Here is a 24,471-nt window from a genome sequence, read left to right as displayed (position 1 = left end):
TTTATCCTCATCTATATTTATCTATCATTTCTTGAATAGTTTTCTTCATATCCTCTACTAAAATCCGAGGAGACAAAACAGTAACTGCTTCCCCTTGCCCCAGCAACCAGCGTTTAAGCCCCGGTGTGTGCTGACTTTCAAACTTAAAATGAGTCCAGTCGCCATTTTTCCCAACTATTTTTGCATTTGGAAATTGATCCATGACAATCGTCGGATCGTACAAATACTCGATTTCAATACTGATTTTCTTCCCGATAAAAGCATCTACTCTCTCGTTACGAATGTCACCATCTCTAAATTTATCTCGATAAGAAATAGAGGGTTTCTCTATATCACTAAGAGACCATGACTGGATACGGTCTACTCTTAAAGTAATATAAGTAGCATGTTTCAACTGGTAGACAACTAGATAGAAATAATGACTATCATAATAAAGAGAGACTGGCAAAACAGTCTGCCTCTTAGAAGACTCAGAATAAGGTTTTTGATAGATAATGTCTAGAACCTGTTCATACAAAATAGCTTCTGATAAATTCCAAATTTTCTCTATTCTATTTTGTTGATCCGATAAGGGAGCATAGTTAATCTTTTCACTGCCAATAATCTGCTCAATTTCTTTCTGATCATCACGGGGAACTAAGACCAGTAAATTATTTAGTAAGCTAGCAATTTCTTGTCTATTCAGTGCTCGATTTTCCAATAAAATCTTTGAAATAACGAGTATATCCTTTTTATTAAAAACTGACTTACTCGCTAAACAATACTTATTCGTTTTACGGTTATAAAACAAATCTCCACTATAACTGGTGTTACTAGATAAAATATCACGGAGTAGCGAAAAATCTCTCTGTATCGTCTTTTCACTAACTTCAAATTCCTGAGCCAATTGCTTTTTTCCTAACTGAGTCCCAAACTGTAAACGTAAAAAAATCGTTAGCAGTCTCTCTTGATCATTCATTTGCAATTTCCTTCTACATATTATTCAAACAATATTATTTCCAGTACATTATTATCACTTCTATAGTCTAACTAGCACTTTATATTCAAAACGATTAAAGCAAAATAAACTATCCCTTAGATGATTTCAACTGTACCACTATGCCAGATTCGAAGAACTCAACTACAGATTCAGGCATATTTTTTAAGTCTTCGGGTAAGCAGTCTGAATATACAATGAAGAGTTTGCTTCTTTTCTTATTCTCTTTGAATTGCTGCATCCAGTATTCCTGTACCCTTTGATCAGCCTCTCCCAAAAATTGAACTCCATCCAAAAAAATCAAATCATACTCTGTATACCCCATTTGCAGTTTCATCCATTGACTATGTTTAGAAAAAATCAAATTATCTCTCACTCGATAATATGCAAGTGATGCTATTGGAATAGCAGGGTTTATTTTAGTTAACGTATAAAACAAATGCCATCTGTCAGTCTCTGAAATACCGCAAATGTAAATACATTGAGAATCTTCTTTTAAGTCTATTTGTGGGAATCCGGTCCAATCACTCCCATCATCTTTCAAGCCTTTTTCATAATTATAAATTTCCTCTTCAATTGACACATTAGAATTTAAAATTTCTTGATTCATATTATACTCTCTTTTCTATTACTTTTAAGAGAATTATAACAAATCAAGTGGACATATTTTGTCCACTTGATCAAAATAAGCAATTTTTAAAACAAATCATCAAACAAACTCAACTGATTGTCCTCTGGCATATTGCCGAGAATGCCCATTTCATCCATTTTTTCAACCAAGGTTGAGGAAAGTCCTCCACGCTTGCGCAATTCAGTTTTAGAGAGGAATTCTCCCTCTTGACGGGCACGAACCAGTTGCTTGGCAACGTTCTCTCCCAGTCCATCCATAGCAACAAATGGTGGGATAAGGGTGTCTCCATCGATGATGAATTCAATTGCATCACTGCGATAGAGGTCCAATTTCCCAAATTTGAAGCCACGTTCCCACATCTCATTGACGATTTCAAGTGTTGTGTAAAGGTCAATTTCTACATTAGAAGCTTCATTGTTCTTGCGTTTTTCAGCAATTTCTTGCATCTTACGTTTGATAGCATCCAAGCCTGCACCCATGGTCTTGATATCAAAGGCCTTGGCACGGATGGAGAAGTAAGCACAATAATAATAAATCGGGTGGTGAACCTTGAAGTAAGCCACACGAAGGGCCATCATAACGTAGGCTGCCGCATGGGCTTTAGGGAACATGTACTTGATTTTTCCACAAGATTCGATATACCACTCAGGCACATTATTGGCCTTCATGGCTTCGATATAACCATTGCGCTCTTCTTCTGAGATTTTAAGCCACAATCCCTTACGCACTCGCTCCATGATGGTAAAGGCCATCTTAGGATCTAAACCTGCGTGCATGAGGTAAACCATGATGTCATCCCGACATCCGATAACGGTTGATAGGTCCGCTATTCCAGCCTTAATCAAATCTTGGGCATTTCCCAACCAAACGTCGGTACCGTGAGACAGACCAGAAAGCTGAAGCAACTCCGCAAAGGTCGTCGGATGGGTTTCATCCACCATCCCTCGAACAAAGTTAGTACCAAACTCTGGAATACCAAGCATACCAGTTGAAGTCCCGATTTGATCAGGGGTCACTCCAAGGATATCTGTACCTGAGAAAAGGTCCATGACACCAGGATCATCCATAGGAATATCATTTGGATCAATGCCTGACAAGTCCTGGAGCTTGCGAATCATGGTCGGATCATCGTGTCCCAGGACATCGAGTTTGAGGACGTTCTCATCGATATCGTGGAAGTTAAAGTGAGTGGTCTGCCATTCAGCAGTTACATCATCTGCAGGATACTGCACTGGAGTAAAGTCATAGACATCCATATAGTTAGGAATAACTACGATTCCCCCTGGGTGCTGACCGGTCGTACGTTTGACACCGGCAGCTCCTTGGGCTAGGCGCTCTACTTCAGCCTCACGGTAAAGCTTGCCATAGTCACGCTCGTAACCCTTAACAAATCCATAGGCGGTCTTAGCAGCCACCGTTCCAACCGTTCCTGCACGGAAGGCATATTCTTCACCAAAGATATCGCGCACATCCAAGTGGGCGCTAGGCTGGTCTTCACCTGAGAAGTTCAAATCGATATCAGGTACCTTATCCCCATCAAAACCAAGGAAGGTTTCAAAAGGAATATCCTGGCCATTTTTGCTGAGCTTGTGGCCACAGTTTGGACAGTCTTTATTTGGCATATCAAATCCTGAACCGTAGGAACCATCTGTGATAAATTCACTGTACTGACACTGACCACAGACATAATGAGGAGAGAGAGGATTAACCTCAGTGATCCCAATCATGGTCGCAACAAAACTGGATCCAACAGACCCACGAGAACCAACCAAGTAACCCCGTTCATTGGAGCGCTGCACTAGCATTTGCGAAGCCAGATAAATCACGGCAAATCCATTCCCCAAGATTGAGGTCAGTTCTTTTTCAATCCGTAAATCAACGATATCTGGGAGTGGATTTCCATAGATTTCAAAAGCTTTTTTATAGGTTAACTCGGCGACCGTTTCTTCAGCCTTGTCAATAAAAGGTGTATACAAGTCGCCTTTAACGACCTCAACAGGCTCAAAGATTTCTGCCAAGGCATTGGTATTTTCAATGACAATCTTACGAGCCAAATCTTCTCCTAGAAAGGCAAATTCGTCCAACATTTCATTGGTTGTTCTAAAATGTGCCTTGGGTAGTGGAGCTGGTTGGGCAGCTTCTCCATGGCCGATAGTTCGGTTAATCATGGCACCCTGACCTAGACTTCGCACGATGATTTCACGGTAGATTTCATCCTCAGGCTCGATGTAGTGGACATTTCCTGTCGCAAGAACAGGCTTCCCGAGACGGTCTCCGACCTCAATCAAGCTCTTGATAATGGTCTGAAGCTCCTCCATGTCCTTAACCTGCTCTTTGGCAATCAGAGGTGCATAGATAGCTGGTGGCATAACCTCGATAAAATCATAGTATTTGGCTACTTCGACTGCCGCATCTACTCCTTGTGACACGACTGCATCAAAAACTTCCCCTTCCGTACAGGCTGAGCCCAAGATCAAACCTTCTCGATGGGCATCCAGTACCGTACGTGGAATCCGTGGAACTCCTTCAAAATACTGGGTATTAGAGAGGGAAACCAGCTTAAAGATATTTTTCAAGCCCACTTGATTTTTCACATAGATTGTCGCATGCTTGACTCGAGCTTTTTTATATGAATCTGGACTGATTAAATCAAGGTTTAATCGTGCTAAGTCCGTCACACCGTGTTTTTCTGCTACTTCTTTGATAAAGATAAAGAGCAGACGGCCAGTTGCTTCCGCATCATAGTTGGCCATATGGTGGTGTTCTAGAGCTACACCAAAACGTTTGGTCAAAGGTCCCAAACCATGTCGTTTGTACTCAGGATAGAGATTTCTAGCAAATTCTAGCGTATCGATGACAGGTTGAGTAATTTTTGGAAGACCGTGACGCTCATAGTTGGCATTCATAAAACCAACGTCAAAGCTTGCATTATGGGCTACAAGAACGGTATCTTTACAGAATTCTTGGAATTCTTTCAGAACTTGAACCAAGGGTTTAGCATTTTTCACATGGTCATCGGTAATCCCTGTCAATTCCGTAGTAAAGGCTGATAAGGGATGTCCTGGATTGATAAATTCATCAAACTCAGCGATGATATTGCCCTTATACATCTTGGAAGCTGCTACCTGAATCAGATCATTATAGATAGCAGATAGACCAGTCGTTTCCACGTCAAAGACTACATAGGTAGCTTCAGAAAGATCCATCTCCACTTCGTTATAGACGATAGGAACACGATCCTCAACGATATTTGCTTCCATTCCATAAATGAGCTGAATCCCAGCTTTCTTGGCCGCCTTATAACCGTGAGGGAAAGACTGAACATTGCCGTGGTCTGTGATTGCCACTGATTTGTGGCCCCATTTTGCTGCTGTTCCAACGATTTCCTCAACCTCAGGAAGAGCATCCATAGTCGACATATTGGTATGGGCATGAAACTCAACGCGACGCTCACCTTCTGGCATCAAGTCCTTACGTTCATAGTGGACTACTTCCTGCACATCTTGCACATTCATGGTCAAATCTCGTGTGAAATTATTGACCTCGACATTTCCACGAACACGGAGCCAGGAATTTTTCTTAATGATGTCAAACTTCTGAGTTTCTTCTTCGTTTCGGACCCATTTTTGCATGGAGAAACTAGACGTATAGTCCGTCATCTTAAAATTAATCAAGACACGACCCGTTCTAGTCACTTTATGCTCCACATCAAAGACAACCCCTTCAAAAACCAGTCGATTTTCTTCGGTATTGACCTCAATCATTGGAGTTACCTCTGCCTTATCGAGTTTAGGCTTAGCAGCTGCCTTCTTGGCTTGGAAATCAAAGACAGGCTTGTCCTCAACTGGAAGAGGCGGTGCCATCTGTTCTAACTGTTCCATAGCTCGAAGAGTCTCTTCATTTGCAGCCTGAACAATCATTTGATTTTCCGAATGGAAAGCTTCCTGCTCTTCCTTTGTCAAATCTTCATTTTTCTCTAAATGGCATGTAAACTTAGGAAAACCAAAGAGCTCAAGTTGTTTGCTAAGATTTGGTAAATGGTTTTTTCTAAAATGCTCTGTATCTGCTGCTTCAGAGGCCTCAATAATCAATTGATCATTTTCAAATCGAATCTGAAAATCCTGATACATGGTCCGAAAGCCTTGACTAGAACAAGGGCCATCTGAAAAAGCCTCCCGATAGTAGGCCTGTAAAAGCTCTCTTGAAAAATCTTGATCTTTCGTTTTAATCTCGAAAGTCGCTTGATTTCCCGTTTTTGAAAATTCTTCTTTCAATCCCTTCTTCAATGCTAAAAAGAGTTCAAAGGGGAGGATATTCTCAAAGACAAAACGAAACTCCCAAATGTTACTTTGTTTGTGTACAATAACTTGTTCAATTTCAGCCTGGGAGAAGGCCTCATGATTTCTTATCTCAGCGGGGATACCCAACTGATTCATTAAAATTTCAAAAGTGGTTGACATCCATTTTCCTCACAATATACTCCTTCTATTTTACCATATTTGAAGCAATTTTAGCTATTTCTACCAAACAGAAAAAGAAGCCACAAAGTGACTTCTTTTAAAGTGACGGTGAATTATTCTTCACCTTTGTTTTTCTTAATGATTTCTTCTTGTACTGACTTAGGTACATCTTCGTAGTGGTCGAATACCATCATGAAGGTACCACGTCCTTGTGATGCAGAACGAAGAACTGTTGCGTAACCAAACATTTCAGCAAGTGGAACGTAAGCACGAACGATTTGGCTGTTACCGTGAGCTTCCATACCATCTACACGCCCACGACGAGCAGTTACGTGACCCATAACATCACCAAGGTTTTCTTCTGGAACAGTGATTGTTACAAGCATCATTGGTTCAAGGATAGCTGGTTGTGCAGTCTTAGCAGCTTCTTTAAGTGCAAGAGATGCAGCGATCTTGAAGGCAGTTTCAGATGAGTCGACATCGTGGTATGAACCATCGTAAAGCTTAGCTTTAACGTCAACCATTGGGTAACCAGCAAGAACACCGTTAGCCATAGATTCTACCAAACCTTTTTCAACCGCTGGGATAAATTCACGAGGAACCACACCACCGACGATTGCGTTTTCGAATTCGAATCCTTTACCTTCTTCGTTTGGAGTAAATTCAATCCATACATCACCGAATTGACCTTTACCACCAGACTGACGTTTGAAGAATCCACGTGCTTGAGTAGAAGCGCGGAATGTTTCACGGTAAGATACTTGAGGAGCACCTACGTTCGCTTCAACTTTGAACTCACGACGCATACGGTCAACAAGGACGTCAAGGTGAAGCTCACCCATACCAGAGATAACTGTTTCACCAGTTTCAACGTTAGTTTCAACGCGGAATGTTGGATCTTCTTCAGCCAATTTTTGAAGGGCGATACCCATCTTGTCTTGGTCTGCTTTAGATTTTGGTTCAACCATCAATTGGATAACTGGTTCTGGAACGTTGATTGACTCAAGGATGATTTTCGCTTTTTCATCTGTCAATGAGTCACCAGTTGTAGTGTCTTTCAAACCAACGGCAGCAGCGATATCACCTGAGTAAACAGTATCGATTTCTTGACGGCTGTTAGCGTGCATTTGAAGGATACGTCCGATACGTTCACGTTTACCTTTAGAAGTGTTCAATACGTATGAACCCGATTGAAGAACACCTGAGTAAACACGGAAGAATGTCAAACGACCTACGAATGGGTCAGTCATGATCTTGAAGGCAAGAGCTGCAAATGGCTCTTCATCAGATGCTGGACGAGTTTCTTCTTCATCTGTATCTGGGTTGATACCTTTGATCGCAGGGATATCAAGTGGGCTTGGAAGGTAGTCGATAACCGCATCAAGCATCAATTGAACACCTTTGTTTTTGAAGGCAGAACCACACAATACTGGGAAGAATTCAACGTTGATAGTCGCTTTACGGATACCAGCTTTCAATTCTTCGTTAGTGATTTCTTCACCTTCGAGGTATTTCATCATCAATTCTTCGTCAGTTTCAGCAACTGCTTCGATCAATTTTTCACGGTACTCTTGAGCTTGGTCAAGGTATTCAGCTGGAATATCTTCTTCAAGGATATCTGTACCAAGGTCGTTAGTATAGATTTCAGCTTTCATCTTGATCAAGTCGATGATTCCACGGAAGTCATCTTCAGAACCGATTGGCAATTGAATTGGGTGTGCGTTTGCTTGAAGACGATCGTGAAGTGTGCTTACTGAGTAAAGGAAGTCAGCACCGATTTTGTCCATTTTGTTGGCAAATACGATACGTGGAACTCCGTACTCAGTTGCTTGACGCCAAACTGTTTCAGTTTGAGGCTCAACACCTGATTGTGAGTCAAGAACTGTAACCGCACCATCCAATACACGAAGAGAACGTTGTACTTCGATTGTGAAGTCCACGTGTCCAGGTGTGTCGATGATGTTTACGCGGTGGTTGTTCCATTGAGCTGTTGTCGCAGCAGATGTGATAGTGATACCACGTTCTTGCTCTTGCTCCATCCAGTCCATTTGAGACGCACCTTCGTGAGTTTCACCGATTTTGTGGATTTTACCAGTGTAGTAAAGAATACGCTCAGTTGTAGTTGTTTTACCAGCATCGACGTGGGCCATGATACCGATATTACGAGTTTTTTCAAGTGAAAATTCGCGTGCCATGAGGTTTGTTTCTCCTATATTTTTTATTTCTATTATATTATAACACGATTTCAATAAAAACGGATAGGCAGGACCCACCCGTTCTCAATGTTTATCTTGTTTAGTTGGTTTCAACTTGTGAGATGGGAAGTTGAATTGTACTCGGGCTAAAGTTAGTTAGCCGATTTGAGCCGGAACGGGATACTGTGTGAAAAAGATAAACTTCCTTGTATTCGTCGAATACTGCGTCAGTTTCCTATTTTCACCTTGCATCCTTACCGTTCCTAGCATCATTTTCTTACCAACGGAAGTGTGCGAAGGCACGGTTAGCTTCAGCCATACGGTGAGTGTCTTCACGTTTCTTAACTGCTGCACCAGTGTTGTTAGCAGCATCCAAGATTTCTTTTGCAAGACGGTCTTGCATTGTGTGTTCACCACGAAGGCGAGCGATTGTTACCAACCAACGAAGTCCAAGTGTTGTACGACGTTCTGGACGAACTTCAACTGGGACTTGGTAGTTAGATCCACCAACACGACGTGCACGTACTTCAAGTACAGGCATGATGTTTTCCATAGCTGTTTCAAATACTTCAAGTGCATCGTTACCAGTAGCTTCTTTGATTTGCTCAAAAGCACCGTAAACGATTGAAGCAGCTGTACCACGTTTACCATCAAGCATAACGCGGTTGATAAGACGAGTAACTAATTGTGAATTGTAAAGCGGATCTGGCAATACTTCACGTTTTGGAGCTCTATTTTTACGACTCATTTCTCTTTATCCCCTTTCCTTATGCTTTTGGACGTTTAGTACCGTATTTAGAACGGCCTTGTTTACGATCGTTAACACCTGCAGTATCAAGTGCACCACGGACGATATGGTAACGTACCCCTGGAAGGTCTTTTACACGTCCACCACGAAGAAGCACCACGCTGTGCTCTTGCAAGTTGTGTCCGATACCTGGGATGTAAGCAGTAACTTCGATAAGGTTGCTCAAACGTACACGAGCAAATTTACGAAGGGCAGAGTTAGGTTTTTTAGGTGTCATAGTTCCAACACGAGTTGCTACACCACGTTTTTGTGGTGAAGAAACGTTTGTTTGAACTTTTTTATGACTGTTGTAACCAACGTTCAAAGCTGGTGATTTAGATTTTTCTACTTTTGATTTACGCGGTTTGCGAACCAATTGGTTAATTGTAGGCATCTACATTCTCCTGTGTTTTTTTATTTTTGGTGATGATACACTTGGTGACAGCTATCATCTGTGTGTACTTTTGCAACATTTGTCAGCACGTCCCTGTACACTCTTGAGAGACCAAAAGTAAAAAGTACCGTCTAACATTGTACCACGTTTTTTCTATTTTTGTCAATATATTTCTTCTTATTTTTTGACTTCTTTGCTCTAAAATCTCTTTGAAAACGGTCACCTACCAGATAGACTCTTCAACCGACCACATAGACAGACCTTCTTGTATTTGTCGACAAAATGGTGTTTAATAGATTTGTAAGCAAGAGATCTCTATTACAACTTTATAAAGGAGAAATTATGAAACTCAGACTTGATATTGATCAACAATACACCGAAGAGCAAATCATCATAGAAGCACCTGCCTTGTCTTCAAAAATTCAAAAGGTTCAGGACTTTGTACAATCCCTGGATCAAAAAGAAACCATCAAAGGAAAATTTCAAGACCAGGTCTACTTGATTCAGATTAGCAAGATTCAGCGTGTATACATTGAAAATCGTAAGGTTCTGGCCGAAACGGATAGCCAAACCTATGCACTTGACATTCGTCTTTACCAAGCAATTGAAATTTTACCTGCTTCCTTTATCCAAATTTCCCAATCGGAAATTGTCAACATTGATGCAATTAGTCATCTAAAACTAACCTCTAACGGCTTGATTGAAATCTATTTAAAAAACGAAAGTTTCACCTACTCATCTCGCCGTTACCTCAAAACTATTAAGGAGAAATTAGAACTATGAAAAAACAAGTATTTCACGATGCCACAACTGGTATCCTCATCGGCCTCATCCTATCTATTATCTTTTCTTTTATCCACTCACCAAGTAACTACGCACCTCTCAGCCCCAACTCTTTAATTGGGCAATTCACGACCCAACATCAGGTGCATGGATCACTCGTCTTACTTTACTGTCTGCTTATCTGGTCAGCTATTGGAGTACTCTTTAGTTTTGGTAGCCGTCTATTCGCTCAAGATTGGAGTCTTCTTCGTGCGACTGTCACTCACTTCTTCCTCATGCTACTAGGCTTTGTACCTTTAGCAATCCTAGCAGGCTGGTTCCCTCTTCACTGGACTTTCATCCTTCAACTCATCCCAGAGTTTGCCATCGTCTACCTCATCATCTGGACGATTCTCTACAAAAGAGAATCAAAGAAGGTTGCCCACATCAACCAACTATTAGCTCAGAAAAAATAAGACCTAAAAACCCACTCACAAAACGGAGTGGGTTTTTGCTTATAATTTTTGTTTTAGCTCTAATAAGAGATTCATGGCTTGCATCGGTGTCATATTGTACACATCTACTTGGGCCAACTCTGCTAGGATAGGATTTTCTTCTTTTTCATCAAAGAGAGACATTTGCTCATTGACAACATTCCTTTGATTGATAGAAATTGGATTTTCCTGGCCTTGACTCTCTAGTTGAGTTAGAATCGCATCCGCTCTTTTTAGCAAGTCTGCTGGCAATCCTGCAATCTTAGCAACGTGAATACCGTACGATTTGTCTGCTGGACCTGGTTCAATCTTATGAAGGAAAGTGACCTGACCATTTTGCTCAAGCGTAGCCACGTGTACATTTACTAGATGTTCAAGACTAGCTTCCAGACTGGTTAATTCATGGTAGTGCGTGGCAAAGAGAGTCTTGGCACCAATATGCTCATGGATATACTCGATAATAGACTGGGCTAGAGCCATACCATCATAAGTTGCGGTTCCTCGACCAAGCTCATCAAAAAGAATCAATGAATCCTTTGTCGCATGACTAATGGCATTATTAGCTTCCATCATCTCTACCATAAAGGTGGACTGACCTGAAACCAAGTCATCTGCCGCTCCGATACGTGTAAAAATCGCATCAAAAATTGGCAGTTGAGCACTTTCTGCAGGGACATAAGAACCCATCTGAGCCATAACCGCTGTAATGGCTAGTTGACGCATGTAGGTTGACTTCCCACTCATGTTCGGACCTGTAATTAGTTGAATGCTAGTATCTTCATCCATCTGGATACTATTGGGAATATAGGTCTGAGCTCCCATGACCTTTTCAACAACTGCGTGACGACCATTCTGGATATCAATCCGCGACTCTTGCCCAAACTCTGGACGAATCAGGTGTTGATTTTCTGCTACCACTGCTAAGCCTTGTAAGACATCGACAGTAGCGATTCCTTGAGCTAGGGCTTGCAGGCGTTGGATATACTTCCCAACCTCCTCACGGATCCGCATAAAGATTTCGTACTCTAAGTTTGCTGATTTCTCACGCGCCTCTAACATTTCTCCCTCGATACGCGCCAATTCCTCTGTCCCAAATCGCTCAGAGTTTTTCAGCGTAGCCTTACGGAAAAAGTGGGCTGGTACGTTACCTAGCTGCGAGTTGGTTACATGGAAATAGTAGCCGTCTTTTTTATTGTAGTCAATCTTGAGAGTATTGATGCCAGAGTTTTCTCTTTCCTTGGCTTCAATCTCAGCAATCCAGCTGGTCCCTTCTCTCAGCACACGACGGTATTTATCCAAGGTCTCATCAAAGCCCGTTCGGATAATACCACCTTCGGTAATCACGTGGGGGGCCTCTGGGGCAATGGCTGCACTAATGAGATTTTCCAACTCTGGGATAGCATCTAGTTGTTCAATCAGATAAGCTAGAGCTGGTTGCTCCATTCCTTCTAAAATGGCGCGAATTCGTGGAACACTTCCCAAGGTAGTCGCTAATTGCAAGAGATCTTTAGGATTACTTTTCCCAAAAGATACTCGGCTAGCCAGACGTTCGATATCGTAGACTCCCTTAAGGCTTTCCGTTAAGTCACTGCGCTCAAAGAAATAATCCAGAAAGACTTGCACAACCTCCTGACGTTCTATGATACGATCTAAATCAATTAAGGGGCGTTGAATCCAGGAACGTAAGAGACGCATACCCATTGCAGTTTTAGTCTCATCTAGCAACCAGAACAGGCTCCCTTGTTTCTTACCTGAGCGAGCATTTTCAACCAAATCAAGACTAGCCTTGGTCGCAAAATCCATCTGCAAGAAATCTTTGATTTCATAACGAATAACAGGTTTTAAGTGATTCAACTCTCTCATCTGCGTCCGATGGACATACTGAAGAAGTTTCCCACTAGCTGCTCCTTCAACAGTTGCCAATCTTGAATCCAACAGATGAACATCTTCATATGTTTCTTGTTCATAGGAAAGCACTAGATTCATTTGACGACTGAGAATCTGTTCTTCCGCTTCAGACAAGTCGTAACCAATCACCACTTCTCTGGCCTTTAGGTTACGGATTTCACCACAGACTAGAGAGAAATCTGATAATCCCGTTACATAGAAATCACCTGTCACCAGGTCCATATAGGCTAGTCCATACTGGGAACCTTCACGATCAATAGCCACTAAAAAGTTATTGTGACTATCTGGCTTACTACTATCAACCACTGTTCCTGGTGTAATGACCTGAACAACCTCGCGCTTAACGACACCAACAGCTTGCTTAGGGTCTTCCATCTGTTCAGCGATGGCAACCTTGTAGCCACGCTCAACGAGGACATCTATATACTGTTGGGCAGAATGATAAGGAACTCCAGCCATAGGAATCGGATTTTCAGCATTTTTATTGCGACTGGTCAGTGAGATTTCTAGTATCTGTGCAGCATTGACTGCATCCTCATAAAACAACTCATAAAAATCACCCATACGAAAAAGCAAAAAAGCATCTGGATATTGTTTTTTGATATCCACATACTGTTGCATACCAGGTGATAATTTTTCAGTAGTCATTTACTCTCTCCTTGTAAAAACAGTCCTGAGAGAAGCTCTCAAGACCTTATCTATCTTCCATTAACTCTAGCAAGCGTTCTTCCATGACTTTAGCTGCATGTTGATCTTTACAGATAACCAACAAGGTATTCGCTCCGGCAACAGTACCTAAGATCCACCCATCTTTATTTGAATCTACTACATTGGCTAAAACGGATGCTTCTCCAAGTTTAGTGTGGAGAACCAAAGTGAATTCGGCTCTTGCAACACCCTCTAAGTGATGTGAAAGGAATTCGACCAGATCAATCTTCTCTGTCTCATTTGCTAGCACATAGTAAACAACATCGTTTTTCTTAACTTTGGTTAAGCCAAGCTCTCGCAAATCACGGGATAATGTCGTTTGTGTCACAAAGACATCACAGGCTTCCAATCGATCTTGAATTTCCTTTTGAGTTCCTAGTTTTTCTTCTGTAATCATTCGCTTGATGAGCTGATGACGTTCTCTTTTTCTCATAAGATCCTTTCGATTGCATATTTATTACATTTTTCATTTTTTTAGTAAGAACATTATATCAAAAAAACTGGATATTTCAAAAAATATCTCTTCTTTCAAAAAAAATGTAGTAAATTGTGATAAAATAGTAGAAAAGCCCTAAAGGAGCCTTAAATGAATACAAAAGAATTGATTGCTAGCGAGTTGGCTAGTGTCATTGATAGCCTGGACCAAGAGGCTATTTTAAATTTACTAGAAACACCTAAAAACTCAGATATGGGAGACATCGCCTTCCCCGCCTTCTCATTGGCAAAGGTTGAACGTAAAGCTCCTCAAATGATTGCTGCTGACATCGCTGAAAAGATCAATAGTCAAGCCTTTGAAAAGGTTGTAGCAACAGGTCCTTACGTCAACTTCTTCCTTGATAAGGCTGCCATTTCTGGTCAAGTTCTACAAAACGTTATCACTGAAAAAGAGCACTACGCTGACCAAGAGATTGGCAATCAAGAAAATGTCGTTATTGACATGTCTAGCCCTAATATCGCTAAACCATTTTCAATCGGTCACCTTCGTTCAACAGTTATCGGAGACAGCTTGTCACATATCTTCCAAAAAATCGGCTATAAAACTGTCAAGGTCAACCATTTGGGAGACTGGGGCAAACAGTTTGGGATGTTGATTGTTGCCTACAAGAAATGGGGTAACGAAGAAGCTGTCAAAGCTCATCCAATCGATGAACTCCTCAAGCTCTATGTCCGCATCAATGCTGAAGCTGAGAACGATCCAAGCTTGGATGAAGAAGCACGCGAATGGTTCCGCAAGCTTGAAAACGGCGATGAGGAAGCTCTCGCTCTTTGGCAATGGTTCCGCGATGAAAGCTTGGTAGAATTTAACCGTCTCTACAATGAGCTTCAAGTTGAATTCGACAGCTATAACGGAGAAGCTTTCTACAATGATAAAATGGATGCAGTTGTAGACATCCTTTCTGAAAAAGGACTATTAGTCGAATCAGAAGGTGCTCAAGTTGTTAATCTTGAAAAATATGGAATTGAACACCCAGCTCTTATCAAAAAATCTGACGGTGCAACCCTCTATATCACACGTGACTTGGCCGCTGCCCTTTACCGTAAAAACGAGTACCAATTTGCCAATTCTATCTATGTAGTCGGTCAAGAACAATCTGCTCACTTCAAACAACTCAAGGCTGTCTTGCAAGAAATGGGTTACGATTGGAGCCAAGATATTGTCCATGTTCCGTTTGGCTTGGTTACAAAAGAAGGGAAAAAACTTTCTACTCGTAAAGGGAATGTTATCTTGCTAGAACCAACTGTAGCAGAAGCCATCAGCCGTGCTAAAGCGCAGATCGAAGCCAAAAATCCTGAACTTGAAAACAAAGACCAGGTCGCTCATGCTGTTGGAGTTGGGGCCATTAAATTCTATGACCTTAAAACTGACCGTACAAATGGATATGACTTCGACCTTGAAGCTATGGTATCCTTCGAAGGGGAGACTGGCCCTTATGTTCAATATGCCTACGCTCGTATCCAATCGATCTTGCGTAAAGCCGATTTCAAACCTGAAGCAGGTGCCAACTATAGCTTGAACGATGCTGAAAGCTGGGAAATCATCAAGCTCATCCAAGACTTCCCACGTATTATTAAACGTGCAGCTGATAATTACGAACCTTCTATCATCGCTAAATTTGCAATCAGCTTAGCGCAAGCCTTTAACAAATACTATGCCCACACTCGTATCTTAGATGAAAGTCCAGAACGTGACAGTCGCCTAGCCCTTAGCTATGCAACAGCAGTAGTCCTCAAAGAAGCCCTTCGTCTGTTGGGTGTAGAGGCGCCAGAGAAGATGTAACTCGCCAAAGTTACTTGATTGCAAAGCAATCTAAGTAACTAACGCCAAATCCTATTCGGACTTTGGCTAGGCGCCTCACTAGTCTTTCGATAGAAATATTATCGATTTCTACCGAAAGACGTCGTAATCTTCAAGTTACTGTAACTAAAATTCCTAATTGTTAGATGCTAGCCGCTTACAGTATTATCACTCGAGAGGCGAAGGATATTCGTTTTTCTCTAACCACTTACTTCTTTATCACCTAGGGAGAATTTTTATGAGCCAGTATGCTTATATCTTAGTTGTTATCAGTCTTCTTTTTCTCTTTCTTGTCAACAAATATGAAAAAGAGAAACTTCAAAGACTGCTTCAGGACCAACTATTGAAAGATCAAGATTTTCGTGCAACTATCAAAGAAAAAATCCAAACGATAGAAAATATCAATGATGTCATTGATTACGTGAATAAAGGTTACCGTTTAGGAATTCCCATTTCAAAAGAAATCGTTGACGAAATTCGCAACTAACAAAAAGACTCGAGATGACATTTCTCGAGTCTTTTTATTTATTTCTGACAGCTAAGATTCCTACCAGGATAACAATCCCTAAGGATACCATGGTTCCAACTGGTGCTACATTTTCATCAAAAATTTTCTCAGAGAACAGTAGCAGAGCAATCGCTAATAGTAGCAAGGCACTGCATAGCATAATATCCTTGAAGCTTGGTTTGCGTTTTATATACTTTAAAAATGATCTCTGTAATTTACTCATTTGAACTGTTCTCTTTTGAAATACTTCTATGATCCATGGGATAAAATCTAGCCCAGCAACTCTATCCTCTTACAAGGATTCAAGTTCATAAAGCTCTGCAATAATCCCAGCAACCTTTTTGATATCTCCTAGCATACCACGCATTTCAAAGTCAGCTAGGACTGGAAAACCAAAGCGCTGGCTATATTGTTTGGCGGTCAAACAGTATTGGTTGTTAAAATTGCGGTTACCCGATCCTACGACACCAAAACACTTGCTAGCATTATCACCATATGCGATAAAGTCACCTACTGGAGTGGTCAAGATTTCCACATCTCCATTGTCAACTCCATTGCCACCTTCGAGGTAAGTCGGTAGAAAAGCCACATACGGGTTGGTCATCTCAAAGAAGTCTTCTCCTTCCTTGACCAAGTCTTTAATATGAATTTTTTCTACTTCAATGTTCTCATACTGCTCCAACAAATAAGCTTTCAAACGTGTTACAAAACTCTCCGTGTTGCCGCTTAGACTGATATAAACTAAGGAAATTTTTTTCATCTTTTCCTCCCTCTTTCTCGAATCCAAAAAAAATAACTACCAAGATTGTATCTTGATAGTTATCCTTTGTCAACTCTTAGGCGAGTTCTTCCTCTTGAGGTTCTGTTAATTCTTTTTGCTGACGCCATATTTTATAGAAGACGATTCCCAAAAAGATAACATTGATGACGATGAATATGATAGTGGTTACTTTTGACATGACTTCCATTCCTAAACGTAGGGTGTCATCTTTAATCAATTGCATAGCATCTTGTAAATTCATATTATCATGGACTAGTCCAACAATAGCTAGCAAGGCATATCCAACATAAGTGTAGTTCGCCAACTGCAGGTTCTTACGAATTAAGAAAACAAAGGCTACTACAACTAGGATAGCAGATAGAATAATGAGTATCGTGTTAAAAATAGAGTGGGATGACTCTGACACTTGGTGGGCATAGTTAACAGCATCTTCTATTTGTTGAGCACTAAGTGTCCCAACATTTTCTTGGCTAGCACGAAGGGCGTCCTTACTAGGTACTGGAGTGAATATTCCAACTACTGCCAAGGCTGAATTAATCGCTGATAAGACTAATAATACCCATAGATAGATTGGTTTCTTTTTCATAAAAGCAACCTCCTCATATTTTTGAATTTATTATAGCATATTTTAAGATGGATAACAAAAGTTAGAGGGTGACTTCAATCTGCTTGCGGTAGGCCTTCGGAGACTTTCCACATAGTTTTCGAAAGACCTTGTAGAAATACCCTACATTACTATAACCAACCGTATAGCAAATATCCTCAATACTATCATTGGTTGATAGTAAAAGTTGCTGGGCAGCCTTAATCCGTTGCTTATTGAGAAGCTCAGCAAAGGTTGAATTGGTTTCCTTCTTGATTAACTGACCTAAATACACAGGATTGATAAAAAGATCCTTGCTGATATCCTTGAGAGAAAGTTCTTTTTTATAGTCTCTACCAATGACTTCGAGTACACTGACAACATTCTCATTCATGCGGTATTGGCCAAAGAAGGACGTCAAAGTTTCCTTGGTATAAGCCACTAAATCTTCAAAGTTTGTGATGGCATGAATTCTTTTGACAATATCTGTCATATCATCTGCTTTCAGATGTTCAAAGAGGTGGAAGACATCCATCACAAACTGAGTAAAGAGTTGCTTGGTAATGGACACCCTCGGTGTATTTTCTAACACAATCTTCTCAAGCAAATTCAACTCTTCGATAATCTGCTGAAGATTTCCTTGGATAATCACCCGATAGATGGGTTCATAATAAGAGAAGAGACTTTCAGATTGATCGAGGTTTACAGTTCCATAGAAGAGGGCTTTTTCAACGTCAAATTTCCATTTTTCAAAGTTGGCCTGATAAGGTAACTCAAAAGGCATAACGAGTAAACCGACGAATTTCTGAGCTGCAATCACAATCTGCCAGTCCTGACCTAAAACATAGTAAGGAATGACAAAATCCCCTTGTTTCTCTTGGGAGAGTCCAATCCACCAGTTTTCTTTTTGAGACAGGTGTGCTTTAAATGCTTCGTCGTCTAACTTTTGGCTCAACATTTCTGGTTCATGCACTTTCTCACGAAGCTGACCAAGGATTTTCTCAAGTAAATGCTCCAGTTCAACCTTATCAACTGGTTTGACAAGATAATCTACAACATTGAGGTTCATGGCTTTCTTGACATATTCAAATTCTTGATAGCCGGAAAGAAGAATATAGTAAGCCTCTGGCAAGAGTTCCTTCATTTCCCCAATCATTTCAAGTCCTGTCTTGCCAGGCATGTTGACATCAGAAATGACGATATCTACGGGATGTTCTCGAACATAGTCCAAAGCGTCGTCAGCATGATTGGCTGTTGCGACGACTTCCATATCCCATTTTTCAAAAGGGATCAAACGCTTAAGTCCTTCTGTAATCATGTACTCATCGTCAACTAATAGTACTTTATACATGTTTATCCTTTCTCTTCATCCTGAATGGTGATTCTATATTGAACACCTTTTTGTTCAGCTGATTCTACATCGATGTTATAGCGATCTCCAAAGTAGAGCACAAAGCGTTCGTGAATATTAACAATCCCAATAGACTGTTGTTGCCCCTTATAATCTGCTGTGTGTTCAAAGGTTCTTTGAGCCAATTTAGCTTGAATTTCTGCTAGTTTTTCAGCAGACATCCCACGGCCATTATCGGTTACTAAGATTTCAACATAGCCATCTTTTTTCAAAGCCTTGATACTGATAACATTATCTGTTCTTCTGTGATCAACTCCATGGGCAAAATAATTTTCCACTAACGGTTGGAGGGTGAACTTTGGAATACGCATTGCTTCCAATTCAGGGTCAATCTTAAATCCATAGGCAATGGATTTTGGATAGCGAACCATACAGAGATAACTGTACTTCCGACAAAACTCCACTTCTTGTTTGAGGGTCGTTTCTCGCTCGTCAGAGATATTATTGCGCAGGAGACTACTGAACTCATAGATGATATCTGCTAGTTCATTTTGATTTTCCATCACCGCGTACATCCGCAAAAATTCCAGAGTATTGTACATGAAATGCGGATTAATTTGAGCTTGTAAGGCTCGCATGTTGGCATCTTTTTGATTGAGTTCCAGTTGATAAATATCGTGAATATTACTTTCTAGTCGATCCAACATATCATTTGTCGACTCAGCAATTAGTAGCAGTTCCTGGTCCTTTTTATCTGTGTCGATTCTCTTGGTCTGCTCTCCCTTAGTAATGGCTTGGATAGAGTCCACCAAGTCCACAACCTGACTTTGATAGTCAGAAAAAGTCCTTCTTAAGGTCATATATAAAATGATGATAAAGAGGGCGCTCAAACCTAAAATAAGTGCCGAACTCGCTAAAGTCCCACTCCAAACATAATCCTTTGGTACAGCTACTCGAACTTGATAACCATGGGCAGTTGTTCCTACCAACCAAGACTCATTCGTTCCCTTCGCTCCAATATAGAACATATCTGTTTCATATGGTGCAATGACAGTTACTGCTACAGGAATTGTTCCCCTAGTGTTGTCAATCGCTTTATAGAGGAATTCTGGTTCTACGGAAATATAAATGACTCCAAGAGCCTGGTCCGAGATGGGATCAGACACTGGAACCGCAAAACTATTAGCATCCGGTTTAAAGCTCTCAGCTGGAATTTTCTGTCCACCTCTGTTTCCTCTTTTGGAAACAAATACGTCCGTTGAATCCTGTAGAACAATCGAAATACCTGTTACAAAATCGTTTCGCACGTAAATATCATCGATATTTTCATAAATAGAAACGGAAATATAGGGTGACGCCTTGCGCTCTAACTGCCAGTAAAAATAATCCGGCGTACTGAGGCTAAAATACTTGTAAATTCCTTCAATCCGAGCTTGATTATCTACTAAACTCTGGGCTAGGCGAGTTGACTCCCGATAGTAGTATTCAACTTCATCAACTGTTCGAGCGAGAACACGCTGACCGACACGATTGGCTTCCCTTTCACGCATATCCCAGTCTGCATAAGAAATCAAGAGAGCAAAGCAGGAAATGATGATAATCATCACCAGACTATAGATTCTTAGGAGTGAGTGGAGGCGGAATTGTTTGGTCTTATTTGGTTGCCAATTTTTCATGAATACTTTCATAAACAGGCTCCAATAAATCACTAATAAAGAAATGCCACATTCCAATACCTACAAAAGCAATGAGGGCTGGCATATAGAAACCGATAATGGCTAACAAGACGCTACCAAATAGAACCTTGGCCACTGCTGATAAACTCATAAAAATTCCGATAAAGGCAAGCTTTAAGGTGTTTTTATAGGATAATTCAAAGTAAACCTGTAACTTTAAAGATACCGTATAGGCCAAAAATACCAAGGCTACTAAAAAGATATTTAGAAATGTTGCTGCCAAGTGGATAATGGTCTGGTTTGGCAACTGAATCATCAGATACAAGCCATAAATCAAGATGAAGTCAATCCCTATAAAGGTGTAGAAACTGAGATTACTTTTGACAAAATTGCTCTTAAATAAAGCCCATGCTTCCTTAAAACGATAAGCACGGTAAGAATAGCCGTTTTCAGCAAATAAACTCATGAGAGTTGCACTAGCGGGTGCTATACCGAAGACCACTCCTCCTGCTAGTGTCAATAACCAAAAATAAGCAGTCGCAATCATCCCCAAAAAGAAACGATGAAAGACTAGCTCAATGAAATTTCCCACGGTTTGCCTCCTATACATTAATCTAGTTTTATTATAACATATTTCAAGCGCTCTCAAAAACAGAAGCAGTAAAAAGGGCAAGAGAATTTAACTCATTACTTTTTTAGAAGTAAGCTTGGAGTAGGGGCCATCCTTGTTAAAAGTGTACAAACACCAAACTATAAAAAATTACATTTATTGGTTTAACAATGATGTTTGTGCTATAATAAAGATAGAAAGAGATACCGATTAATAATCAAAGAACAAAGGCTTTACCAGGGCAGATGGATATGTTTGAAAATTAGATAATTACTATTCAACTTATTTACTGGATCAACAAAATAACGAAAGGGGTATGAACCATGAATACTCAAATTTTAAGAACTACTTTGTTTTGTATTGTGCTTGTATTGACTCTTTTCTCTGATAAATTGTTCAAACAACAACATTTAAAAATCGTAAAAATAATTTGTTCTATAATCTTATTAGTCATTTCATTATCATTTCTGTTCTAAGTTATTTTAAGAATACAGGAATTTCTTTGTCCTGTATTCTTTTTTTCTCTATAAAACGTGCATTGATAAAAACGAATAACAAAAACACCCCCGGTTAGGGAGTGTTTTCAAGGAAAATAGCAAGATTACCTAAATTTTATTATTTAGCGTCGTCTTTTTTAAAGATGTTTTTAACACCTTCAACAGCGCCTTCAATAGCGTCTTTTGCATCTTCAGCGACTTCTTTCACTTTAGAAGCAACTTTTTCAGCAGCTCCTTCGCTTTCAAGTTCTTTGTCGCCGATCAATTTGCCAACGCCTTCTTTAACAGATCCTGCTGCTTGGTTGAATTTTTCTTCTGTAGACATAAGTATGTCCTCCTTTTATTTTTTTCTAAATTAGTAATTAGTGAACACGTGGTTCTGCTTTGGCTGCAGCGTCTTTAACAGTTTCAACGCCTTGGCCAACTTTTTCTTGAACGAATTCAGCGCCTTCGCCAAGCTTTTCTTGTGCTGCTGCGACACCTGAACCGATACCAGATTTCACTCTAGACAATTGTTCTGACGCAAACTCGCCTGTTGATTCTGCCACGTCAGTTACACGATCTTGAAGGCTAACTGAGTCTGCTTCATGTTGTTCTTTAGTTTTGATGTCAACAACATTAACGTTAACTTCAACTACTTCTAGATCAGTCATTTTCGCAACTTCTGATACGATAACGTCTTTGATTTCCTTGTATAGAGTTGGAACATTTTTTCTGTACTCTACGATAACGTTCAAGTCAACTGCTACTTGTTCTTTACCAACTTCAACGTTAACACCGTGTGTTACATCGTTAGTGTTAACAATTTTTTCTGTAAGATTTGAGAAGAATCCGCCGTCCACATGTAATAGTCCTGGGACTCTATCTAGTGAAAGACCGATGATTTTTTGAATAACTTTATCTTCGTAAGTTAATTCTCCGCGAACATCTTTAGAAACAACAACATCTTTTTTTTCAGTATTTACATTTACATTTTTTTCTACGTTTGACATATGAAACTCCTTTATTTATTTAAATAATTCTTCTGTACATAGTATCCCAACCAAATTCCTAGGGCTCCACAGATTAAAACGAACAATGTTTTAAAGAAACCGAAGGATAGGATGAAGCAGGCTAGAATAATACCTACTACACCACATAGAATTGGGTATTGATATTTTTTAAACCATTCCATTTTTTACTTCCTTACTTTACACGACTAACAATTTTCTTAGCTGCTTTTTGAGGGTCATATTCTTTCACTGAAACTTCCAGTTTAACCTCTCGATCAATACCAAAGAATTCTTTCAATCCTTGAGTGATTTCGTTTTGAACTACTTCAAATTTGTTAGCAATGTTATCTGAAAGAACAGCTGTACCTTCTACATAAACGAAACATTTCTTTTTCCGAGTATGTACCTGAATTTTGGGATTTTTGACCATCTTGTGTTCATCCAATAAACATCGAACAAACCCTTCAATAGCTGAATTTTTTAGTTTTAAATTATCATCTTTAGTTCCAAGTTTTATTTCCAGATATTGTCTAGGATAAAACAGGATTACTAACATCCATAATAAAACTAAGATAGACAGGCCTAGAAGCCCCCAAAACACATATCTAGCGAGATAATATTCAAATGATGTCTGTCGCCAGCTAGTCAATTGAATCCCTAAATCACTAACCTGGTGGTAATCTATCAAAATAGGAAGGAAAATTGTCAAGATTAAAATACAGAAAATAAACAATACTATTTTCTTTGATTTTGACATATAAAATCCTTTCAATTAGTGCAACAAACCATAACTTTACCCGTCATTATAAATTAAAAGCTATAGTCTGCTTTCAAGTAAAAAATTAACCTTTTTTACCCAAAAAGAACGATACCACAGAAACTACAATCACTGCACCAACAATAGATGGAATGATAGCCATACCAGCTAGTGAAGGTCCCCAAGTACCAAGGAGTGATTGACCTACTGATGAACCGATTAAACCGGCAAAAATATTAGCAATTACTCCCATTGAGCCACCTTTTTTAGTGATTGCCCCTGCTGCAAGGCCGATAAAGCCTCCTACAATAATGGACCATAACATAATATGCGCCTCCTTTCATAACCCCAATATATCTGGGTTGAATATAGTATATCAAAATATGAGAGCGTGCTCAAATTATATGCTCACGAATATATGCTTTAATAAAATGTCTATTTTTTAAAACAACACAAAAACGCTCTAGACAATATGACTAGAGCGTTTTCCCTATATCCGAACATCTAATTTATTTCACAAAAAATGTAGTCATTCGGTTGATTTTTTTGCAATACATTGAAATTGGAAAAAAGAAAAAACGCTTAAAATAAGCGTTTTTCTTATGTATTGATTCGAATTGAATGCTTACTTCACTTCTATAAAAAGATTAAATAATTTCTATTTTAGCTGTTAGAAACGTTGGTACATCAATGTTTTTAGAATGCTACATAATAAAAGGTAGAGTGAATGGTAGAGTAGTAAAAATAGTTGTTATCCTAGTTGATTAAAAAAATCTCTGATTTCCTCATCTTTTATAAAATAATATATAATTTTCCCCTCTCTTCTAGTATCCAAGACGTTTTGATTGGCTAGTTTACGAAGATGGTGGGAGGCAGACGCCACACTGAGATTTAGTAAACAGGCTATATCACATACACAGAGTTCTTCAACAGCAAGAAGATAAAAGATGATATTTATCTGTTTATTATCGGTAAACTTTGATAAAATACGAAGTGATTTTTGGACTTTTTCCTTTTCAAGGTAGTTCGTTGCGGTTGTAACGTTTTGTTGATTAATAACATCCACTTGGCAGATACTATCTTTTTTCATAATTTTTTCTCCTAA

The 24,471-nt window shown here is 39.7% G+C and carries 24 protein-coding genes; 4 read left to right on the top strand and 20 right to left on the bottom strand.

Annotation, left to right across the window (positions count from 1 at the left end):
• Positions 1-7 precede the first annotated feature (7 nt).
• The 6 genes from HMPREF9423_RS10760 to rpsL all read right to left on the bottom strand — a co-directional run bounded on the left by HMPREF9423_RS10760 (position 8) and on the right by rpsL (position 9,443).
• A complete protein-coding gene (locus tag HMPREF9423_RS10760; protein ID WP_006149360.1) occupies positions 8-958 on the bottom strand; it encodes a helix-turn-helix transcriptional regulator in 951 nt (316 codons plus the stop codon).
• Positions 959-1,067: 109 nt separating this feature from the next.
• The gene (locus HMPREF9423_RS10755; protein ID WP_006149359.1) at positions 1,068-1,586 is read right to left on the bottom strand and encodes a DnaA ATPase domain-containing protein; all 519 of its coding nucleotides are present in this window, start codon (positions 1,584-1,586) and stop codon (positions 1,068-1,070) included.
• An 86-nt stretch (positions 1,587-1,672) separates the two neighbouring features.
• Positions 1,673-6,067: a PolC-type DNA polymerase III gene (locus tag HMPREF9423_RS10750; protein WP_006149358.1), complete on the bottom strand. Its 4,395-nt coding sequence runs from the start codon at positions 6,065-6,067 to the stop codon at positions 1,673-1,675.
• Between the two features lie 113 nt (positions 6,068-6,180).
• Positions 6,181-8,262: an elongation factor G gene (gene fusA, locus HMPREF9423_RS10745; RefSeq protein WP_006155877.1), complete on the bottom strand. Its 2,082-nt coding sequence runs from the start codon at positions 8,260-8,262 to the stop codon at positions 6,181-6,183.
• A 277-nt stretch (positions 8,263-8,539) separates the two neighbouring features.
• Complete coding sequence (gene rpsG / locus HMPREF9423_RS10740; RefSeq protein WP_004250722.1) at positions 8,540-9,010, bottom strand: 30S ribosomal protein S7; 471 nt, start codon at positions 9,008-9,010, stop codon at positions 8,540-8,542.
• A gap of 19 nt (positions 9,011-9,029) precedes the next feature.
• Positions 9,030-9,443 (bottom strand): 30S ribosomal protein S12, encoded by a 414-nt coding sequence (gene rpsL / locus HMPREF9423_RS10735; protein WP_001142332.1) that lies wholly within the window; start codon positions 9,441-9,443, stop codon positions 9,030-9,032.
• 342 nt (positions 9,444-9,785) lie between these two features.
• On the opposite strand from rpsL, the gene HMPREF9423_RS10730 reads away from it, so the two are divergent.
• Both HMPREF9423_RS10730 and HMPREF9423_RS10725 read left to right on the top strand, forming a co-directional pair.
• The gene (locus HMPREF9423_RS10730; RefSeq protein WP_006155882.1) at positions 9,786-10,226 is read left to right on the top strand and encodes a LytTR family DNA-binding domain-containing protein; all 441 of its coding nucleotides are present in this window, start codon (positions 9,786-9,788) and stop codon (positions 10,224-10,226) included.
• A complete protein-coding gene (locus tag HMPREF9423_RS10725; protein WP_006149353.1) occupies positions 10,223-10,681 on the top strand; it encodes a DUF3021 domain-containing protein in 459 nt (152 codons plus the stop codon). The genes HMPREF9423_RS10730 and HMPREF9423_RS10725 overlap by 4 nt, the downstream gene beginning before the upstream one ends.
• A gap of 39 nt (positions 10,682-10,720) precedes the next feature.
• On the opposite strand, the gene mutS is transcribed toward HMPREF9423_RS10725, so the two are convergent.
• Entirely contained in the window at positions 10,721-13,255 is a 2,535-nt protein-coding gene (mutS, locus tag HMPREF9423_RS10720) for a DNA mismatch repair protein MutS (RefSeq protein WP_006149352.1), read from the bottom strand.
• A 46-nt stretch (positions 13,256-13,301) separates the two neighbouring features.
• Positions 13,302-13,748, bottom strand: coding sequence for an arginine repressor (argR, locus tag HMPREF9423_RS10715; protein WP_004250715.1), 447 nt, complete (start codon positions 13,746-13,748; stop codon positions 13,302-13,304).
• 153 nt (positions 13,749-13,901) lie between these two features.
• Between argR and argS the strand changes: the two genes are divergently transcribed.
• Positions 13,902-15,593: an arginine--tRNA ligase gene (gene argS / locus HMPREF9423_RS10710; protein ID WP_006149351.1), complete on the top strand. Its 1,692-nt coding sequence runs from the start codon at positions 13,902-13,904 to the stop codon at positions 15,591-15,593.
• Positions 15,594-15,849: 256 nt separating this feature from the next.
• Complete coding sequence (locus HMPREF9423_RS10705; RefSeq protein WP_006146258.1) at positions 15,850-16,098, top strand: hypothetical protein; 249 nt, start codon at positions 15,850-15,852, stop codon at positions 16,096-16,098.
• A 34-nt stretch (positions 16,099-16,132) separates the two neighbouring features.
• Here the strand turns inward: HMPREF9423_RS10705 and HMPREF9423_RS10700 are convergent, their stop codons facing one another.
• From HMPREF9423_RS10700 to cadX, 12 genes are all read right to left on the bottom strand, one after another.
• Entirely contained in the window at positions 16,133-16,342 is a 210-nt protein-coding gene (locus tag HMPREF9423_RS10700) for a hypothetical protein (protein WP_004250709.1), read from the bottom strand.
• A gap of 69 nt (positions 16,343-16,411) precedes the next feature.
• Positions 16,412-16,879, bottom strand: coding sequence for a class Ib ribonucleoside-diphosphate reductase assembly flavoprotein NrdI (gene nrdI, locus HMPREF9423_RS10695; protein WP_006149350.1), 468 nt, complete (start codon positions 16,877-16,879; stop codon positions 16,412-16,414).
• A gap of 76 nt (positions 16,880-16,955) precedes the next feature.
• Positions 16,956-17,486, bottom strand: a complete 531-nt coding sequence (locus HMPREF9423_RS10690) for an ABC transporter permease (protein WP_006149349.1) — start codon at positions 17,484-17,486, stop codon at positions 16,956-16,958.
• 61 nt (positions 17,487-17,547) lie between these two features.
• The gene (locus HMPREF9423_RS10685; protein WP_006149348.1) at positions 17,548-18,834 is read right to left on the bottom strand and encodes a response regulator transcription factor; all 1,287 of its coding nucleotides are present in this window, start codon (positions 18,832-18,834) and stop codon (positions 17,548-17,550) included.
• Between the two features lie 2 nt (positions 18,835-18,836).
• Positions 18,837-20,510 carry a sensor histidine kinase gene (locus HMPREF9423_RS10680; protein WP_033679358.1) on the bottom strand — a complete coding sequence of 558 codons (1,674 nt, stop codon included), beginning with the start codon at positions 20,508-20,510 and terminating at the stop codon, positions 18,837-18,839.
• Entirely contained in the window at positions 20,488-21,120 is a 633-nt protein-coding gene (locus tag HMPREF9423_RS10675) for a YesL family protein (RefSeq protein ID WP_006149346.1), read from the bottom strand. Before HMPREF9423_RS10675 ends, HMPREF9423_RS10680 begins: the two co-directional genes overlap by 23 nt.
• A 615-nt stretch (positions 21,121-21,735) precedes the next feature.
• Entirely contained in the window at positions 21,736-21,942 is a 207-nt protein-coding gene (locus HMPREF9423_RS10670; RefSeq protein WP_006149345.1) for a CsbD family protein, read from the bottom strand.
• 37 nt (positions 21,943-21,979) lie between these two features.
• Positions 21,980-22,609, bottom strand: coding sequence for an Asp23/Gls24 family envelope stress response protein (locus HMPREF9423_RS10665; RefSeq protein ID WP_006149344.1), 630 nt, complete (start codon positions 22,607-22,609; stop codon positions 21,980-21,982).
• A gap of 11 nt (positions 22,610-22,620) precedes the next feature.
• Positions 22,621-22,791, bottom strand: a complete 171-nt coding sequence (locus HMPREF9423_RS12110; RefSeq protein WP_004250679.1) for a DUF2273 domain-containing protein — start codon at positions 22,789-22,791, stop codon at positions 22,621-22,623.
• Positions 22,792-22,802: 11 nt separating this feature from the next.
• Entirely contained in the window at positions 22,803-23,366 is a 564-nt protein-coding gene (gene amaP, locus HMPREF9423_RS10655; RefSeq protein ID WP_006149343.1) for an alkaline shock response membrane anchor protein AmaP, read from the bottom strand.
• Between the two features lie 85 nt (positions 23,367-23,451).
• Complete coding sequence (locus tag HMPREF9423_RS10650) at positions 23,452-23,691, bottom strand: GlsB/YeaQ/YmgE family stress response membrane protein (RefSeq protein WP_006149342.1); 240 nt, start codon at positions 23,689-23,691, stop codon at positions 23,452-23,454.
• 426 nt (positions 23,692-24,117) lie between these two features.
• On the bottom strand, positions 24,118-24,456 hold the full coding sequence (cadX, locus tag HMPREF9423_RS10645; protein WP_006155878.1) for a Cd(II)/Zn(II)-sensing metalloregulatory transcriptional regulator CadX: 339 nt from the start codon (positions 24,454-24,456) through the stop codon (positions 24,118-24,120).
• Between the last annotated feature and the right edge of the window lie 15 nt (positions 24,457-24,471).

This window comes from Streptococcus infantis ATCC 700779, assembly GCF_000187465.1.
Taxonomy (GTDB): Bacteria; Bacillota; Bacilli; order Lactobacillales; family Streptococcaceae; genus Streptococcus; species Streptococcus infantis.
The sequence above is the reverse complement of the archived record's forward strand: the minus strand, read 5'-3'. Positions and strand labels throughout refer to the sequence as shown.